17 protein-coding genes are annotated in these 16,180 nt (G+C 64.9%); 11 read left to right on the plus strand and 6 right to left on the minus strand.

The window, feature by feature from the left end; all coding sequences use genetic code 11:
• Nucleotides 1–4 precede the first annotated feature (4 nt).
• The 7 genes from VO57_005210 (at nt 5) to VO57_005240 (ending at nt 8,523) form a co-directional block, all read left to right on the plus strand.
• Nucleotides 5–694, plus strand: a complete 690-nt coding sequence (locus tag VO57_005210) for a FliH/SctL family protein (protein XBL70742.1) — start codon at nt 5–7, stop codon at nt 692–694.
• Between the two features lie 179 nt (nt 695–873).
• Nucleotides 874–2,409 carry a flagellar basal-body MS-ring/collar protein FliF gene (gene fliF, locus VO57_005215; GenBank protein ID XBL71291.1) on the plus strand — a complete coding sequence of 512 codons (1,536 nt, stop codon included), beginning with the start codon at nt 874–876 and terminating at the stop codon, nt 2,407–2,409.
• A 20-nt stretch (nt 2,410–2,429) separates the two neighbouring features.
• On the plus strand, nt 2,430–2,801 hold the full coding sequence (fliN, locus tag VO57_005220) for a flagellar motor switch protein FliN (protein ID XBL71292.1): 372 nt from the start codon (nt 2,430–2,432) through the stop codon (nt 2,799–2,801).
• Nucleotides 2,801–4,135 (plus strand): sigma-54 dependent transcriptional regulator, encoded by a 1,335-nt coding sequence (locus tag VO57_005225; GenBank protein ID XBL70743.1) that lies wholly within the window; start codon nt 2,801–2,803, stop codon nt 4,133–4,135. The genes fliN and VO57_005225 overlap by 1 nt, the downstream gene beginning before the upstream one ends.
• A 26-nt stretch (nt 4,136–4,161) precedes the next feature.
• Entirely contained in the window at nt 4,162–6,267 is a 2,106-nt protein-coding gene (gene flhA, locus VO57_005230; protein ID XBL70744.1) for a flagellar biosynthesis protein FlhA, read from the plus strand.
• A gap of 215 nt (nt 6,268–6,482) precedes the next feature.
• A complete protein-coding gene (locus tag VO57_005235; protein XBL70745.1) occupies nt 6,483–7,847 on the plus strand; it encodes a flagellar hook-length control protein FliK in 1,365 nt (454 codons plus the stop codon).
• Between the two features lie 10 nt (nt 7,848–7,857).
• A complete protein-coding gene (locus tag VO57_005240) occupies nt 7,858–8,523 on the plus strand; it encodes a flagellar hook capping FlgD N-terminal domain-containing protein (GenBank protein XBL70746.1) in 666 nt (221 codons plus the stop codon).
• Between the two features lie 343 nt (nt 8,524–8,866).
• Here the strand turns inward: VO57_005240 and VO57_005245 are convergent, their stop codons facing one another.
• From VO57_005245 to VO57_005270, 6 genes are all read right to left on the minus strand, one after another.
• Nucleotides 8,867–9,145 (minus strand): hypothetical protein, encoded by a 279-nt coding sequence (locus VO57_005245; protein XBL70747.1) that lies wholly within the window; start codon nt 9,143–9,145, stop codon nt 8,867–8,869.
• 286 nt (nt 9,146–9,431) lie between these two features.
• The gene (locus VO57_005250; GenBank protein ID XBL70748.1) at nt 9,432–10,259 is read right to left on the minus strand and encodes a flagellin; all 828 of its coding nucleotides are present in this window, start codon (nt 10,257–10,259) and stop codon (nt 9,432–9,434) included.
• Nucleotides 10,260–10,422: 163 nt separating this feature from the next.
• On the minus strand, nt 10,423–11,184 hold the full coding sequence (flgH, locus tag VO57_005255; protein ID XBL70749.1) for a flagellar basal body L-ring protein FlgH: 762 nt from the start codon (nt 11,182–11,184) through the stop codon (nt 10,423–10,425).
• Between the two features lie 22 nt (nt 11,185–11,206).
• Nucleotides 11,207–11,677 carry a flagellar basal body P-ring formation chaperone FlgA gene (flgA, locus tag VO57_005260; protein XBL70750.1) on the minus strand — a complete coding sequence of 157 codons (471 nt, stop codon included), beginning with the start codon at nt 11,675–11,677 and terminating at the stop codon, nt 11,207–11,209.
• Entirely contained in the window at nt 11,677–12,462 is a 786-nt protein-coding gene (gene flgG, locus VO57_005265) for a flagellar basal-body rod protein FlgG (protein ID XBL70751.1), read from the minus strand. The genes flgA and flgG overlap by 1 nt, the downstream gene beginning before the upstream one ends.
• A gap of 40 nt (nt 12,463–12,502) precedes the next feature.
• Nucleotides 12,503–13,249 carry a flagellar hook-basal body complex protein gene (locus VO57_005270; GenBank protein XBL70752.1) on the minus strand — a complete coding sequence of 249 codons (747 nt, stop codon included), beginning with the start codon at nt 13,247–13,249 and terminating at the stop codon, nt 12,503–12,505.
• A 134-nt stretch (nt 13,250–13,383) separates the two neighbouring features.
• Here VO57_005270 and VO57_005275 point away from each other — a divergent pair, with 134 nt between their 5' ends.
• The 4 genes from VO57_005275 to VO57_005290 are packed head-to-tail and all read left to right on the plus strand — an operon-like array spanning nt 13,384 to nt 16,155.
• Nucleotides 13,384–13,935 carry a flagellar basal body-associated FliL family protein gene (locus VO57_005275; GenBank protein XBL70753.1) on the plus strand — a complete coding sequence of 184 codons (552 nt, stop codon included), beginning with the start codon at nt 13,384–13,386 and terminating at the stop codon, nt 13,933–13,935.
• Nucleotides 13,935–14,954, plus strand: a complete 1,020-nt coding sequence (gene fliM / locus VO57_005280; protein XBL70754.1) for a flagellar motor switch protein FliM — start codon at nt 13,935–13,937, stop codon at nt 14,952–14,954. The genes VO57_005275 and fliM overlap by 1 nt, the downstream gene beginning before the upstream one ends.
• A complete protein-coding gene (locus VO57_005285) occupies nt 14,951–15,586 on the plus strand; it encodes a DUF6468 domain-containing protein (GenBank protein ID XBL70755.1) in 636 nt (211 codons plus the stop codon). The genes fliM and VO57_005285 overlap by 4 nt, the downstream gene beginning before the upstream one ends.
• Entirely contained in the window at nt 15,583–16,155 is a 573-nt protein-coding gene (locus tag VO57_005290; protein ID XBL70756.1) for a hypothetical protein, read from the plus strand. Before VO57_005285 ends, VO57_005290 begins: the two co-directional genes overlap by 4 nt.
• The last annotated feature ends 25 nt before the right edge of the window (nt 16,156–16,180 follow it).

A 16,180-nucleotide genomic window follows, 5' to 3' on the forward strand; every position in this document is an offset into this window, starting at 1 on the left:
TCGCATGACGATGCACGATCATAACCTTCATGTCCGGCCGTTCGGCTTCGACCGCACGTTTGCGATGCCGGTTCGCGAACCGGCACGGCAATATCGACGCAAGACCGACGCGGCCGAGTTGGCGCACGACGTAGATACCCTGCGCAGGCAGATCGCCCGGATCGAAGAGAGCCATGCGGAAGAACTGGCCCGGACAAGAACCGAAGCGTTCGAGGCCGGGTGCAGCCATGTGCGCGCAGAACGAGATGCGGCGATCCTTTCTGCGCTGGATGCGGTTCAGGCATCGCTGGACGAGCTTTCCGAGCAGTCCGGAGAATTGCAGGCCCAGGCCGAGGCCGATGCGATCGAGGTCGCCTTTGCGGCGGCCGAAGCGCTGGCCGGACAGGCTGTTGCGCAGCAGCCCGGTGGCGCGGTCGACGAAGCGATCGGGCGCGCGCTCGCGCAGGTCGCCCGAGGGCAGGAGATCGATGTAAAAGTCCACCCGGATCTGGTCGAGGATATCGAGGCGCGGATCGCCGAGCGGCAGAGCCGCGACCGCCGTCGTCTGGCGCTGGTCGTATCCGGCGACGCATCGCTCGCCCCCGGCGATGCGGTGCTGCGCTGGGATCGTGGCGGGGTGATCGTCGATGCGCAGAGCCGCCGCCAAGCGGTGCTGGACGAGCTTGCTCCGATCATGGATCACTCCCCCGAGTGACCTGGCGCGCCGGGCTTTTGTGCACCCGGCAAAAATTTCCCACCGGCAAAAAATGCCGCCCCGCAGCCTTTCTATAATGATCCCGAGAGCCGGCGATTTTGTCGGCGCAATCCTACGGGGTCACCTTGGAAGCACTGCGCAACTTTGCCGGACAACTCGGGCCACGCCGGGTGCTGATGATGGGCGGCGTGGCGTTCGCGCTGCTCGCAGCACTGGCGATGGTCGCGATGAGCGGTGGCTCGTCCGACAAGATGGGTTATCTCTACACCGATCTGGACCCGACGGCGGCGCAGGCGATTACCGAGAAGCTGCGAGCGCAGAACGTGCCGTTCTCGCTGTCGGGCGACGGCACTGCCGTGATGGCCCCGGAAAATCGCCTTCCCGAATTGCGGATGAGCATGGCGGGCGAACAGTTGGGCGGTGCGATCGGCTATGAAGTGCTCGACACCCAGCAGGCCTTCGGCGTGTCGTCTTCTCGCGAGAAGATGAATGAGACCCGCGCTATCGAGGGCGAGCTTGGGCGTTCGATCGCGACCTTGCAGTCGATCGTCAACGCTCGGGTCCATCTGGTCATGCCCGAACGCGCATTGTTCGCGCCCGAAGCGCGCAAGGCGAGCGCGTCTGTAACCGTCAAGACCCGCGGCAAGCTGTCGTCCGGCAATGTCGAGGCGATCCGCTATCTGGTCGCCGCAGCCGTGCCCGAATTGTCGCCGGAATCGATTTCCATCGTCGACCAGACCGGCGCGCTGTTGGCGCGGGCTGGAGAGGCGGGCGAAGCCGGCGCCAGCCAGGCCGACGAACGCCAGGTTGCCACCGAGGCGCGCATTCGCAGCCAGATCGAGGCGCTGATCGAACCGATCGTGGGCGTGGGCAAGGTCCGCGCGGAAGTCTCCGCCGAAATCGACCGCGATCAGACCCGCGAAGAGTCCGAAGTGTTCGATCCCGACACGCAGGTGATCGCCCGCCAGATCTCGGTCGAATCCGGTGACCAGAACCGTGAAAACGCTGGTGCTACCCCGGGCGTCACGGTGGGCGCGCAGCTTCCCGAAGGCGGCGACGTCATGGGTGGCGGCGGTGACACCCGCGAGAGCGCCCGCAACGAAACCTCCGAAGACATTACCTTCCAGAACAGCAGCCGTCGCACGCTGACAACCCGCACGCCGGGCAAGGTTTCTCGCCTGACCGTGGCCGTGATGGTCGATGGTGGTGAACAGGGTCTGCCTGCGCCGCAGGTCCAGCGCCTGACCCGGCTGGTCGAGAACGCCGTCGGCTATGATGCAGAGCGTGGCGACAGCGTGATTGTGGAAAGCATGCCTTTCGCCCAGCCCGATGAAATTGCCGATGCCGAAGGAGACTTTTGGTCCGACCTTCCGCTTGGCCAGCTGTTCGATCTGGGCAAGCTGCTGGTGATCGCAGTGGTCGGCCTGTTCGTCCTGCGGATGCTGCGCCCCAAGAACGTGCCCGCGTCCGCCGCCGGTCAGCTGCCGTCGCCAGAGCAGAACGTGATCGACCTGACCCCCGAGGGGCGGGGCGGCGAGGAGCAGCTCGAAAACGACGGGGCCCCCGCGCTGAGCGGTCCCGAGCTGGATGACGAAATTGCGCTCGCTCAAGTCGAAGGCAAGCTCAAGGCCTCGGCACTCAAGAAAATCGGCGATGCCGTTGCCGCCAGCCCGGCCGAATCCGCCGCCGTCGTTCGCCAATGGCTTAGCGCCTGAAGGATACTCTCATGACCGAAATGGACAATGACATCGCCGCCGCTCCGATCGAGCAGAACTCGGAAGCCTTCGTTGACCTGCCGTCTCTTGGAGAGACCGCTGCGCCCGAACCGCTGGAGGATCTTGCCGTGTACGAGGGTGACGGTGGCGCGCTTGGGCTCGACGCGGTCCACGAAGTGCCGGTCAAGATGCAGGCCGTGCTGGGCCGCGCCCGTATGACCGTCTCCGAACTGATGAGTATCGCTCCGGGACGCGTGGTCGAACTGGATCGCAAGGTTGGCGAGCCGGTCGACATCTTCGTCAGCAACCGCCTGATCGCCCGTGGCGAGGTGGTTCTGATCGACAAAGCGCTGGGCGTGACCCTGACCGAGATCGTGCACGAAGACGACTGATGAACGGATCTCTCTCAACTCCGGTGCGCATGACGCTGGTCGGCGCGCAGCACTCGATCTTCCGGCAAGCGGCGCATATGGCGCGCGAGACGGGTGCTCTTGTCACCATGGCGGATGACGAGCGCTCGGCAATGGACCTGCTGCGTCGTGCTGGCGGGGATCTGGTGATGATCGACGTGGCGCTGGACGTGCCCGGCTTCATTGCCGCGCTGCATGCCGAACGCATCGCTGTTCCCACGATCGCCTGCGGCATCGATGCCAGTGCCCAGAGGGCTGTGGCCGCCGTGCGCGGCGGCGCGCGCGATTATCTGCCACTGCCGCCCGACCGCGATCTGATTGCAGCGGCCATCATGTCCGTCGCGCGCCCCTCTCGCCAGATGATCGGCGCGTGCGAGGCGATGCGGCAGGCGATGGAGTTTGCAACGTCCATGGCCGCCACCGCCGCGCCGATTCTGATCCGGGGGGAACCGGGGACCGGCAAGGAAGTCATGGCCCGGCTGGTTCATGCCAGCTCTGGCAGAGCAGGCCATTTCGTGACCGTCGAGTGCCATGGCGTGTCGCCCGAAATGCTCGAATCGGAGCTGTTCGGTCACGAGCCCGGCGCTTTTCCTGGCGCGATTGCGCGTCGGGTGGGCCGTGTGGACGAGGCGGAAGGCGGCACGATTTTCGTGCGCGGTGTCGAAGCACTCTGCCCGACCTTGCAGGCGCGGCTGCTCGACGTGCTGCAAACGAGGCAAACCCGTGCGCCGGGAAGCACCCGCCAAGGCGCGCGCCTGATCACCAGTTCAACCGTGGATCTCGGGTCGCTGGTTGAGCAGGGCCGGTTCCGCGCGGACCTGCACGCCCGGCTTGGCTTGGCAGAGATCGGGATGCCGCCGCTGCGCGCCCGGGGGCAGGATGTCATTGAGCTCGCTCGGCATTTCGCTGCGCAGTTCGCCGACGTTTACGCGATGCCGGTGCCCGGCTTCGATGACACGGCAGCTCGCGTGCTTGCAGGCTATACCTGGCCCGGCAATGTCAGCGAGCTTGAGACGACCATTCATCGTGCCATCCTGCTCGCGCGATCGGGCACCATCGGTGCCGAGGCGCTGGTGCACGCCGATGGTTCGCCGATCGAGCCTGACCGTCCGGTCGGCGAAGACGGTCTCCATGTCGAACAGCTGGTCGGCCATACGGTCGCAGAGGTCGAACGCGAGCTGATCCTCCACACGCTGGAGCGGTGCGGCGGCAATCGGACGTCTGCCTCGTCGATCCTGGGCATTTCGGTGCGCACGATGCGCAACAAGATCAACAGCTTCGTTCAGGCGGGCATCAGCGTCGCCCCGTCCAAGTAATACCCTCGTAACAGGTCGCCCGTGCCATGCCCCAGAATCTGACCAGCTTCCTCGAACGCATCGGTGCCAACCGCGATCTCGCGCTGGCGATCGGTGTGATCGGCATCATTGCGATGCTGATCCTGCCGATGCCGGCGTGGTTGCTCGATTTCGGGCTCGCGATCTCGATCACGCTGTCGGTGATGATCCTGATGACCTCGCTGTTCATCGAGAAGCCGCTGCAGCTTTCGGCATTTCCGACGATCCTGCTGATCGCGACCATGCTGCGCCTGGGCCTGAACCTCGCGTCCACCCGGCTGATCCTGGGCCACGGGCACGAAGGGCCACAGGCCGCAGGCGGCGTGATCGGCGCTTTCGGGCAGTTCCTGATCGGCGGCGAGACCGTCATCGGCCTCACCATCTTCATCATCCTGGTGGTGATCAACTTCGTCGTCATCACCAAGGGCGCCGGGCGCATCGCGGAAGTCGCCGCACGCTTCAGCCTCGATGCGATGCCGGGCAAGCAGATGGCGATCGACGCCGATCTGGGCGCGGGGATGATCAGCGAAGAACAGGCGCGAGAGCGTCGCAAGGAACTGGAAGCCGAAAGCGGTTTCTTTGGCGCGATGGATGGTGCCTCCAAGTTCGTTAAGGGCGATGCCATCGCCGGGCTGCTGATCACCGCGATCAACGTGATCGTCGGGCTGATCGTCGGCGTGGCGATCCACGGCGTCGAGTTCGGCGAAGCCTTCACCACCTATACTCTGCTGACGGTCGGTGATGGACTGGTCAGCCAGATCCCGGCGCTGATCGTCTCGACCGCTGCGGGCCTGCTCGTCTCCAAGGGCGGCATGTCGGGCAAGACCGGCAATGCGCTGGGCGAACAGCTGGGCCGTTATCCCAAGGCGTTCGCCATGGTGTCTGTGCTGATGGGGGCGTTCGCGCTGCTGCCCGGTTTCCCCTTCCTGCCCTTCGCCTTCGTGTCCGCCGCCAGCGGCTATTACGGCTGGTGGGCCAGCCGCAAGCACAAGCAGCAGCTTGCGCACGAACAGGCCGAGAAGGCCCAGGCCGAGATCGCTTCGGCCGAGACCGAGGAACCCATTGCCAATACCATCGCGATCGACGCGGTGCGGGTTGAGCTGGGCTATGGCCTGCTGCCGATCATCAAGGGTTCGGCCGCCGAGCCGCGGCTCGACGATCAGGTGCGCGCGCTGCGCCGCCAGATGGCGACCGATTATGGCTTCGTGCTGCCCGCCGTGCGCATTATCGACAATATGGGGCTGGGCGCGCACGACTATCGCGTCTTCATCCGCGAGACCGAGGTCGCGGCGGGCGAGCTGCGGCTCGACAAGCTGATGGTCATCAACCCGGGCGGCGGCGATGTCGGCCTGCCGGGCGACCCTGCGCAGGAGCCGGTGTTCGGCCTGCCCGCGCTGTGGATCGATCGCGAACTGCGCGACGAGGCGGGCCTGCGCAATCTGACCGTGGTCGACTGCGGCACCATCGTCACCACCCATCTGGCGGAACTGGTGAAGGACAATATCGCCGAGCTTCTTTCGTACACCGAAACGCAGAAACTGCTGAACGAGGTGCATACCGACGCGGAGAAACTGGTCGCCGACCTGGTGCCTGCGAAGATCAGCATCTCTGGCATCCAGCGGATCCTGCAGAACCTGCTCGCCGAAGGGGTCTCCGTGCGCGACATGGCGACCATTCTGGAAGCGATCGCCGAAACCGCTCCGCTGACGCAGAACCTGACCCAGATTACCGAGCACGTCCGCGCCCGGCTGGCCCGGCAGATTTCCGCCCAGCAGACCCGCGACGGTTTCATCCCGATCCTGACCCTGTCGCCCGACTGGGACCAGCAGTTCGCCGAAAGCATCATCGGCGATGGGGACGAACGTCACCTCGCGATGGCTCCATCCAACCTGCAGCGCTTCATCACCCAGGTGCGTGAACTCTACGACACGCTGGCCGCGAGGAACGAGATTCCCTGTCTTCTCGTCAGCCCGTCTATCCGCCCGTTCGTGCGCTCGATCATCGAACGCGTGCGCCCTGCGACCGTGGTTCTCTCGCAAAACGAGATCCATCCGCGCACCCGCGTTCGTTCGGTTGGCAGCATCGGTCAACAAAATGTGCTCGAAGCGCCCTGATCGCTTTCATCATCCTATAATGCTCTTAGGCGCCCCCCGGGCGAAAGGACCGCATGACCCAACTCCTCTCGCTTGTTCCCGGCAACAGCTCCCCTTCTGGATTGTCTGGGGGCGCCACCCCATTCCCTTCGCAAGGCCCCTCCTTCGCGGCACTGCTGACTGCGCCTTCGTCGCAGCAGGCGACGCAGCTGAGCGGGTTTGCAGGCCTGCGCAATATGCCGGGCATGATCCTCGACGGTAGCCAGCAGCTTGCGCGCCCTGGTGTGATCCCGGGCCAGCTCGCCGCTGCCTCTGGCATGGCGGGCCAGACATTGATGCCCGATCCCGCAATGCCGCCGGTGGCGACCACTGTCGCGGCCGACGTATCTGCCCAGCCGGTCGATGCGCCGCCCGCCGATAATCCCGGGCAGAGCGCCATCCAGCTCGCCGATCTCCAGCCTTCGCCGGAAGGCGAGGGCTTGCCGACGTCGCTGGGCGTCCAGGCCGAGGGGGACAGCCCCGTGACTGCGCCGGCTGAACAGGTGCGCGATGCGGAGCCCGTCTCGCAGCCCAACCCTGCTCGCCCAGACCCTATCTCGCAGCCGATTGCGCAACCGATTGTGCAGGCAACGCCCGAGCAGGCTCTCGAACAGCCCGCCCCGCCTGTCGGTGAAAACACCGACACCGCGATCGAACAGGTGCCCGTTCACACGGATGCTGAGCCTGTGCCGGTCGATCAGCCCGAGAGCGATCCCGACGTCGTCCCGAGCGCTGAGGATACGCCAGAGGCGCGCGACGTTGTTGTGGCGATGCCCGCAGATGCTGTGGCCGAGGCGATCCCTGCGATCCCCGCGCGGCAGCCTTCTGTGGTTCCGGATGAACCCATTGCGGACGATATTGCTCAGGACGACAGCAACATTTCGGTGTCCCCTCGTGACACTCGCCAGGCCCCCGATGTCGCTGCGCCCCGCTTCACGGCGGCCAAGGCACCTGAAAACGGTAACACCGGCGATTTTGCCCAGCTCGTGAAAGAGAATGGCGCAGATGCCGCCGCCCCTGCAAGTGAAGGCGGGGAGGGCACGGCTGACATGCTGGCCCAGCCCCGGCTTGATCCTGCCAAGCCGGCTCTAGACACCGTCAGGCCCGCCGCCTCGGTTCCCGGAACCGTCTCCGCCCGGCCGGGCGAGATCGGGCATCAGCTTGGCGTCGAGATCGCCCGGCACAGCCGCGATGGTCGCGACAGCCTCACCATCCGCCTCGATCCGGCGGAAATGGGCGAGATCCACATCCGCCTGCAGTTCGACGACAAGGGCACCATGCGCGCGCATGTGACCGCAGAGAGCGCCGCGGCGCTGGATATGCTGCGGCGCGATAGTGGCGATCTGGTCCGTGCGCTGGGTGATGCTGGCGTGCGTACCGATGCCCAATCCTTCCAGTTCGAGGCGCGCAGCCAGGGTCGTGGCGACCAGCAGGGCCAGCAGAACCGCCCCGAAACTCCTTCCGGTGCGAATACCGCACAATCCGAAACCGAGGGCGATGACGGCGCGCAGCCAGCCCGCGCGAAGCGCCTCGGTAGCGGAAGCCTAGATCTCTTCGCTTGAGGACCAAGACATGACAGTAATTTCCTCGATGACGTCCGGCGTGCCGGGCAATGGCACCGGCGGTGCGGCGGGAGCCGAACTGAACGCCAATTTCGACATGTTCCTGAAGCTGCTGACCACGCAGATGCAGAACCAGGATCCGCTCGATCCGATGGAAACCTCCGAATATACCCAGCAGCTGACGCAGTATTCGCAGGTCGAGCAGTCGATCCAGCAGACCGCCGCGCTGAAGGATATTCTCTCTGCGCTTTCGACACAGGATATCGCCCAGTCGGCGAACTTCCTGGGCCAGCGCGCGGAACTCGACAGCAGCACCGCCGGCCTCTCTGGGGAAACGCCCGCGCAGTGGGCCTGGTCTGCCGATCGCCCGATCCAGAGCCTGACCGCGACCATTACCGATGCGCGCGGAAGCGTGGTCGAAACGCGCGAACTCGATCCGGCGACCGCTGGCAATTTTGTGTGGGATGGTTCGCTTACCGGCGGTGGCTCGGCCTCGGAGGGGGCCTATACGCTCTCGCTCAGTGCGGTCGACGGCGCAGGGCAGGACGTGCCGGTGGGCGTTCGCAGCACCGGTGTCATCGACGAGGTGGTGACGCGCAATGGCGCGGTGTTGCTGGGCATCAACGGCCTGAACTTCCCTGCCTCCGTGCTGGCTCGGGTGGTCGCAGGTCAATAAAGATTGTGCGAGCGCGTCCCTGCGCCCGCACAATCCTCTATAATGTAACAAGGTCGGCAGTTTCCCAGTCTCCCTCTGCCAGGCCTGACTTCCGGGGCACTCTCCACCTCCCTCTTGCGGCGTAGAGATGCGGTTCCGTCTCTCGCCCGCCCCGGAGGTCAATTTTTTTTCATTCTTTTGCAGACAAGGCCACCGGATTGCCGGACGATGACCGCGTGCAATTTTGCGCCGCTCGTTCGCCCGTGCCCGTGGCCGCGCTGATCCTGTGCAAGTCTGAGATCTGGGCCCCGGATCGACCTTGTTCGACAGCACCCTGGGCTGCCCCGCGACAGACGCCTCGCAGTCAGTGAAGGTAGGACTGCCGCCCCCGGCCCAGCTCGCGCGCATGCGCGCAGACTATGCACAGCTCGGCGTATACGCGATCCCACAATGCCAGGACGATCCTGAGCGGTTCATCAGCATTGAGCTGGTCGATGATCACCGCTGCCTCAGGCTCGGGCTCCAGCTGGAAGCGGGTCGGAAAGGCGCCCCCGATCTCTTCTTCGGGCATGGTGCCCGGCACGGCAAGGCGGGCCGACATGATGTAGCCGAGCAGGATATCCGCGCCGTAGGCATCGAGCATGACTTGGCCCGACTGCGGGGCATTGGGTCGATCTATCAGAATCAAGGCCCCACCGGGATGGGGCTCTACGCTGATCCGCACGACTTCCCCGTAGGGATCGGCAATTTCGCGAATGCGGGGAAAGTTCGTCGCCAAGGGTACTGATACCTGCCTGATGTTCTTGCTGCCGCATTCGGCAGCGTCGGCGGCGCTTCATGCATCGCGCGACGGGAAAACAAAAGGGGCCGGACTTGCGCCCGGCCCCAGGTGGCCTTCCCCCCGAAAGGGGAAGGACTTCGTCGACCGATTAACGGAAGAGCGAAGTGATCGTCTGCGGCGCCTGGTTGGCGATCGACAGAGCCTGGACACCCAGCTGCTGCTTGACCTGCAGGGCCTGCAGCTTGGCCGATTCCTTGGCCAGATCGGCATCGACGAGGTTGCCGATACCGCTCTCGATCACGTCGGACAGCTTGCTGTTGAACGACAGCTGCCCTTCGATCTTGCGCGAAGCCGAACCCAGAGTGCTCAGCGTCGACGTCACCGTGGCGGTCACGGTGGCGATTTCGGTCAGTGCGGTATCGGCATCGGCTTTGGTTCCGAGACCGGTGCCAAGGGCGGTGGTGACGTTGGTGTCGAAGGCCTGGTTGGCCACGCCGATCGTGCTCGTGGTATCGAGCGACTGCAGCGCGGAAACCTTACCGGTCGAGGTCGCGTCATCCTTCAGAACGTTCGTGCCGTTGAACTCCGACGAAGCGATGATCGTGGTGATCTGCTCCTTCAGAGCCGTGTAGTCGGCATTGATCGCGGTACGGCTTTCAGCATCCAGGCCGTCATCCGACGCCTGAATGGCCTTTGCCTTCATCTGATTGAGGACGTCGGAGATCTGCTCCGCACCCGCAATCGCCACGTCGACGGTGCTCTTACCCCGGTTGAGCGAGGAATTGACCGCCGAGAGACCACCCACGTCGCCGCGGAGAGACTGTGCAATCGTGAACGATGCTGAATCGTCCTTGGTCGATGCGACGTTCAGGCCGGTGTTGATACGGCTCTGAACCTGCGACAGACCCCTGTTGGTCTGGTTCAGGCTCTGCAGAGCTGCCATCGCGCCGGTGTTGGTATTGACTGAGAACGCCATTTTTCATTTCCTTCTTGGATAGGCGAACCGCATTCTGCGGTCCCGGCCAGAAGCGCTGGCCACGACGCACAACAAAAACTGCGGTGCGCCTTTCATTCTGGAAAGAAATGGCACTCCATCCCAAGCGGATCGGCAGATATTTTTGCCTCTCCGCGAAGACGTATCAGAACGGGAACAGCGCTTCGTAGATCTGCTGGCCCCAGCGCGCCTGCTGCACATCGGTCAGCTGGCCGCGTCCGCCATAGCTGATCCGCGCCTCGGCGATCTTGCCGTGCTGGATGGTGTTGCCCTTGGCGATGTCCTGCGGTCGCACGATGCCGGTCACGATCAGTTCGCGCAGCTCGAAATTGACGCGCATCTCCTGCCGTCCGCGGATCACCAGATTGCCGTTGGGGAGCACGTCGGTGACGATCGCCGCCATCGTCATGTTGATCGTCTCGCTGCGGGTGGTGCTGCCCTGACCGCCCGAGGCCGAGTTCGACGTTGCATCGACCGCCTGGGCAGGATTGCCGGGAAGGAGGTCCTGCAGGCCGAGCAGGGCGCCGATGCCCATGCTTTCCGAGCCACTACGCGAGCGAGAGGTCGAATTGCCGAACTCGGCCTTGTCGGCGATGTTGATCTCTACCGTCAGGATGTCGCCCACGCGCGAGGCGCGCTGATCCTGAAACAGTTCCCCAGCGCCGGCGCGAAACAGCGAGGCGTTGGGGGCCTGAGCTTGGGCAGGAGCTTGCGGAGCGGGCGCGGTCGGCACGGTTCCACGCATCCGGACTGGGTCCGTGCTTGCGATGGACGGCTCGTAAGCAGGGGTGGTGTAGGCCTCTACCGGCGACATGGACGGTGCCTTGCCGACATTCTTGAGGCGATCGATCGTGCCGCAACCCGACAGCAGCGACGCCGTGACGGCGATCGTAACGACTTTTTTCATCTGAGTTTCCTTGGCTTGTGGCTCAGGGGGCGAGCACACGAACGGTGCCGGCGCCTTCGACGACACCCTGAAGCGTCTGGTTGGTGGCTTCGCTGAAGACGCGCACCTGCTCGCCCAGCGCGGCATCGGCCAGCGCGCGGCCCATGGCGGTGATCGTCAACGCGCCTTCGCGCACGCTGATCTTGACCGTCTCGCCCCGTTTGACGAGCCGCGGTTCGGCGAGGTCGCTCGCGCGCACCGGCATTCCCGCGCGCAGCGTGCGCCGCGCCTCCATGCCTGCCGCCTGCTGCGCGGCGAGGCTTCCCCGCGCCTGCGCTGCGGTGACTTCCTCGGGCGCGAAGTCGCGCTCCGACAGCAGGTCGCCGCGCTGGATCGGGCGGGTGAGAACGTCTGCCACCACGCCATCGCCCGTGCTCTGTGCGTGGAGCGCGCCGCATGGCAGCAGCGCCAGCCCGGCGAGCAGCGGGGCGGTGAGCAAGAAACGCCGGGCCATCAGCGCAGCTGGCTCGTCGTGCCGAGCATTTCGTCGGCGGTCTTCACGACCCGGCTGTTCATCTCATAGGCGCGCTGCGCGGTGATGAGCGCGGTGATTTCCGCGACCGGATTGACGTTGGAGGCTTCGACGAAACCCTGTGCCACGCTGCCGAAGCCGGGTTCGCCCGGCGCTGCGATGGTCGGCTCGCCAGACGCTGCCGTGGCGAGGAACAGGTTGTCGCCCTTGGCTTCCAACCCGGCCTCGTTGACGAAGGTGGCGAGTTCGATCTGGCCGACGGTCTGCATCTCGGTCTCGCCGGCGATCTTGATCTGGACCTCGCCCGTGCGCGACACCGCGACATCGACCGCGCCCTGCGGAATGGTGATGCCCGGCTCCACGACGAGACCCTGCGAGGTGACCAGCTCGCCCTGATCGGACAGCTGGAAGGTGCCGTCGCGGGTATAGCCGATCTCGCCGGTCGGCATCTGGACTTGGAAATAGCCAAGCCCCTGGATCGCCAGGTCGAAGCGGTTGTCGGTCTGCACCAGCGCGCCCTGTTCGGCGATGCGATAGACGCCGCCGGTGCGCACGCCCGCGCCGATCTGAATGCCCGTGGGCGCGCGCGCCTCGGGCCCGGCGGAAGACGCCCCGGGACGGGAGACCTGCTGATAGAGCAAATCCTGGAACTGGGCGCGCTGACGCTTGAACCCGGTGGTGTTCATATTGGCGATGTTGTTGGAGATAACGTCGACATTGGTCTGCTGGGCGAGCATGCCGGTGCCGGCGATCGAGAGCGAACGCATGATTTTCTATCCTTCTTCGAGATTGTCTTTGTGAGGCGGGTCAGCCGACGCGGCCAAGCCGGTCGAGCGCGCGCTTGCGCATGTCGTTGAGGCTTTCGGTCATTCGGACGCTGTTCTGGTAGGACCGCAGGATGTCGATCATCGCGGTCGTCTCCACGATCGGCTGGACGTTGGACCCTTCCACTCCCCCGCTGCGAAGCTTGGTTTCCTCGGCGGGGAGCACGCGGCCTTCCGCACCGGCGTAAAGTCCGTCGCCCTTGGGGGCGAGACCGGTTTCGTCGTCGAATACGGTGACCGCCAGGCGGCCGAGCGCTCCGTTCGCGCCCATGACGCTGCCATCGGCGGCGATTGAGACGCGGCCGACTTCTTCGGGCGGCACCACGATCGGCTGCCCGCCTTCGTCGAGCAGACGCTGGCCGCCAGCGGTGGCGAGTTCGCCGGTTTCCAGAACGCTGACGAAGCCTGCGCGTGTATAGGCGGTGCCTGCACCGTCGGGCAGTTCCACCGCGAGGTAGCCCGGCCCGTCGATCATCACGTCGAGCGGATTGCCGGTCGGCTGGAAGGCGCCGAGCGACGTATCGTGAATGGCGCGCAGATCGAGCACGAACGAGGTCGGTTTGGCATCGTCGATGATCGCCTCGTCGGCGCGTTCCACATATTCGCGGAACATCGGCTGTTCGCGGCGAAAGCCGACGGTCGAGGTGTTGGCCAGATTATTGGCGACGATGTCCATCCGTCGCCTCAGCGCCTGTTCCTGGCTGAGCAGAACGTATGAGGAAATATCCATCGGCTTGCCGCTCCGAAAAAACTGCTTCGAAAATCGCCACTGGGCAAATCTTGCCGGGTGACGATCCTATAATAGGAGAAAATCACCGCCGACGTTTCGACCGCCGGCTTTTGGTAAAGAAAGGCATTCGAGCCATGACCACCGACACTCAGGACGAGGCCAAGCCCGAAGAGGGCGCAAAGCCGCCGCGCTTTTCCAAGAAGAAAAAGATCATTGCTGCGGCAGGCGCGGTCTTGCTGGTTGGCGGTGGTGCCGGGGCCTTTCTTATGGGCGGCGGCAGCGATGCCGAGGCCAAGGAGTCCGGCGATCATTCGGGCAAGGAAGCCAAGAAGGATGCGGGCCACGGCGAAAAATCGGGTGGTGGCCACGGCGAAGAGGGCGGGAGCGGGCTGGTCGAAGTCGCCCCGCTGATGGTCAACCTGCGCACCAATGATGGCCAGGCCCGGTTCCTGAAGCTGCGTATCATGCTGGCACCGGGCTCGCCCGAGGATGCTACGACGATCGAAGAGAACCTGCCGATGATCATCGATCGCTACCAGCCGTTCCTGCGCGAACTGCGCCCGGAAGATCTGGCCGGATCGGCGGCGGTCTACCGGCTCAAGGAAGAACTCATTTTGCGCGCAGCGGACACGGTGGGCGAGGGCGTGGTCGCCGACGTTCTTATTCAGGACATGGTCCAGCAGTGATGACCGACGACGATTTCGAAGAGTTCGACCTTCCCGATCCCCCGGCAATGGACATGCCGGAGGGGGCGACGTTCGACCAGGCCAGCATCGATGCGCTGTTCGGCGATTCCAGCTCGGACCTGCCGCAAAAGAGCGGCCTGCGCGCAGTGATCGAATCCCGCGTCGTCAGCCATGCCCGGCTGCCGATGCTGGAAGTGGTGTGCGAACGCATGGTCCGTTCCTTCGCCACCAGCATGCGCAACCTTACTTCGGACGCGATCGAGGTCTCGCTCGACGATATTGCCTCGGTCCGCTTCGGCGACTTCATGAACCGCGTTCCGCTGCCTTGCATGATCGCCGTATTCAAGGTGCCCGCGTGGCAGGACTACGGTCTGGTCACGATCGAGGCGAACCTGATCTATGCCGTGGTCGATGCGCTGCTGGGCGGACGCAAGGGCGCTGCCCCGCGCAAGATCGAGGGGCGCGCCTTCACCACGATCGAGACGACGCTGGTATCGAAGATGATCGAGCTGGTGCTGCGCGAATTCAGCACCGCATTCGAACCGATCGCGCCGATTACGATGGAGCTCGAACGGATCGAGACCAGTCCGCGTTTTGCGGCCATTGCAGGCCCCACCAACGTCGCATCGGCCGCAACCTTCGCCGTCGATATGGACGGGCGGGGCGGCAACTTCACCATTCTGCTGCCCTTCGCCACGCTGGAGCCGGTGCGCGGCAAGCTGTCGCAGCGCTTCATGGGTGAAAAGCTGGGCGGCGATAACACCTGGCGCGATCACATGCGCAACGAGATTCTCCGGACCGAGGTCGAAATCTACACCGTCCTTGGCGAACGCGAGATGCGGCTCGCCGACGTTCACTCGCTGGAAATCGGCCAGACGATTCCCTTCGACGTGACGCCGGACGACCCGTTCGAGGTCTGCTGCGGGGGCGTGCCGCTGGCACGGGCGCAGATCGGTCGCCAGCGCAATCACGTCGCCATCGGCATCGTCGACACCATCAAACAGGGTCAATCGCAATGAGCTTCACCGTCTTCACCAATGTCATCACGGTCCTCTTCTGCATCGCGGTGCTCATCCAGAGCGTACGGATGATGCGCAGCCTCAAGCAGGTTCGCGAGGGCCAGCTCGATCGTACCGTTGGCGCTCTCGATACGGCCACGGCGAAGGCGCAGGGCGTGCTTTCGGAGCTGAAGCAGACGCTGTCGATCGAAGGGACGGCCCATGCGCGCGCGCTGGGCGATGCGCGCGAGGTGCGCGAAGAGCTCCATCTCATGATCGGCATTGCCAATGCGATGGCGGAGCGCCTGATCGAGGCCGCCTCCGTTGGCTCGGCTCAGGAAACCAAAGCGGCCAAGGTGGCCAAGGCGACCCGTCCGGCGCGCACGCGCAGCACCAAGCCGACGCAGTCCAAGGCCGATACGCCCAAGGCGACCAAGGCCGCAGATGCCAAGACCAAGAGAGCTACGAGCACGAGCGCCACCGCTCCAAGTGCGAAAGCTCCGAGCGAGAAGACACCCTCCGCAAAGCCCACCACCGCGCAGCCGACGGCCGCCACCGCGACCGCAGCGAAGCCTGTGGCGACCAAGAAGACTCCGGCCCGCACGTCGCGCAAAAGCTCCACGCGTGCTGCCGGTGTTAAGGAAGCAGCATGACCATCAAGCGCCCCTCTTTGTTGATGCTGATGGCAGGTGCCGCCGCGCTCTCGACGCTGGCCCACGGCGTCAGCGCCTCGGGCACAGGCGAAGAGAAGGCACCGGCCAAGGCGTCGCAGTCGCGGCTTGGCTCTGCCATCCAGTCGGAACTGAGCGAAAAAAGGCAGACCGCCAAGGAGCGCGAACGTGCGCTCGACCTGCGCGAACAGGCGATCAGAGCGTCGGAGAAGCGGCTGAAGGACAATCTGCAGAACCAGCAGCAGCGGCCCCAAACCGATGGCGCGGCCGCGGCCAAGGCCGACGCAAAAGCCGATAAGGCGGCCGAGGAGGCAGAGACGCTCGATCAGCTGGCGCGGATCTATCAGTCGATGAAGCCGAAGCAGGCGGCGGTGGTTTTCGAACAGCTGGACATCGATGTGCAGATCGCCGTGGCGCGCAAGATGCGCGAGCGCTCGACCGCGCAGATCCTCGCTGCGATGACGCCGGCGGCTGCGGCGCGGCTGAGCATGGCGCTGGCGGGCAAGCGGCCTGCGCCGCCCAAACGGGTAAGGCCCGAACCCGTCGGGTGAGCTGAACGCTCGCCCGGCGGCAATA

Source organism: Citromicrobium bathyomarinum (genome assembly GCA_001306305.2).
Lineage (GTDB): Bacteria > Pseudomonadota > Alphaproteobacteria > Sphingomonadales > Sphingomonadaceae > Alteriqipengyuania > Alteriqipengyuania bathyomarina.

What these genes read in the sequence shown, in the direction of transcription:
- VO57_005240 (XBL70746.1), top strand. Translation starts at nt 7,858, where the DNA reads ATGACAGTAATTTCCTCGATGACGTCCGGCGTGCCGGGCAATGGCACC.
- flgH (XBL70749.1), bottom strand. Translation starts at nt 11,184, where the DNA reads ATGAAAAAAGTCGTTACGATCGCCGTCACGGCGTCGCTGCTGTCGGGT.
- VO57_005250 (XBL70748.1), bottom strand. Translation starts at nt 10,259, where the DNA reads ATGGCGTTCTCAGTCAATACCAACACCGGCGCGATGGCAGCTCTGCAG.
- fliN (XBL71292.1), top strand. Translation starts at nt 2,430, where the DNA reads ATGGACAATGACATCGCCGCCGCTCCGATCGAGCAGAACTCGGAAGCC.
- VO57_005285 (XBL70755.1), top strand. Translation starts at nt 14,951, where the DNA reads ATGAGCTTCACCGTCTTCACCAATGTCATCACGGTCCTCTTCTGCATC.
- fliF (XBL71291.1), top strand. Translation starts at nt 874, where the DNA reads ATGGGCGGCGTGGCGTTCGCGCTGCTCGCAGCACTGGCGATGGTCGCG.
- flgG (XBL70751.1), bottom strand. Translation starts at nt 12,462, where the DNA reads ATGCGTTCGCTCTCGATCGCCGGCACCGGCATGCTCGCCCAGCAGACC.
- flgA (XBL70750.1), bottom strand. Translation starts at nt 11,677, where the DNA reads ATGGCCCGGCGTTTCTTGCTCACCGCCCCGCTGCTCGCCGGGCTGGCG.
- VO57_005225 (XBL70743.1), top strand. Translation starts at nt 2,801, where the DNA reads ATGAACGGATCTCTCTCAACTCCGGTGCGCATGACGCTGGTCGGCGCG.
- flhA (XBL70744.1), top strand. Translation starts at nt 4,162, where the DNA reads ATGCCCCAGAATCTGACCAGCTTCCTCGAACGCATCGGTGCCAACCGC.
- VO57_005290 (XBL70756.1), top strand. Translation starts at nt 15,583, where the DNA reads ATGACCATCAAGCGCCCCTCTTTGTTGATGCTGATGGCAGGTGCCGCC.
- VO57_005210 (XBL70742.1), top strand. Translation starts at nt 5, where the DNA reads ATGACGATGCACGATCATAACCTTCATGTCCGGCCGTTCGGCTTCGAC.
- VO57_005245 (XBL70747.1), bottom strand. Translation starts at nt 9,145, where the DNA reads ATGCTCGATGCCTACGGCGCGGATATCCTGCTCGGCTACATCATGTCG.
- VO57_005270 (XBL70752.1), bottom strand. Translation starts at nt 13,249, where the DNA reads ATGGATATTTCCTCATACGTTCTGCTCAGCCAGGAACAGGCGCTGAGG.
- fliM (XBL70754.1), top strand. Translation starts at nt 13,935, where the DNA reads ATGACCGACGACGATTTCGAAGAGTTCGACCTTCCCGATCCCCCGGCA.
- VO57_005275 (XBL70753.1), top strand. Translation starts at nt 13,384, where the DNA reads ATGACCACCGACACTCAGGACGAGGCCAAGCCCGAAGAGGGCGCAAAG.
- VO57_005235 (XBL70745.1), top strand. Translation starts at nt 6,483, where the DNA reads ATGCCGGGCATGATCCTCGACGGTAGCCAGCAGCTTGCGCGCCCTGGT.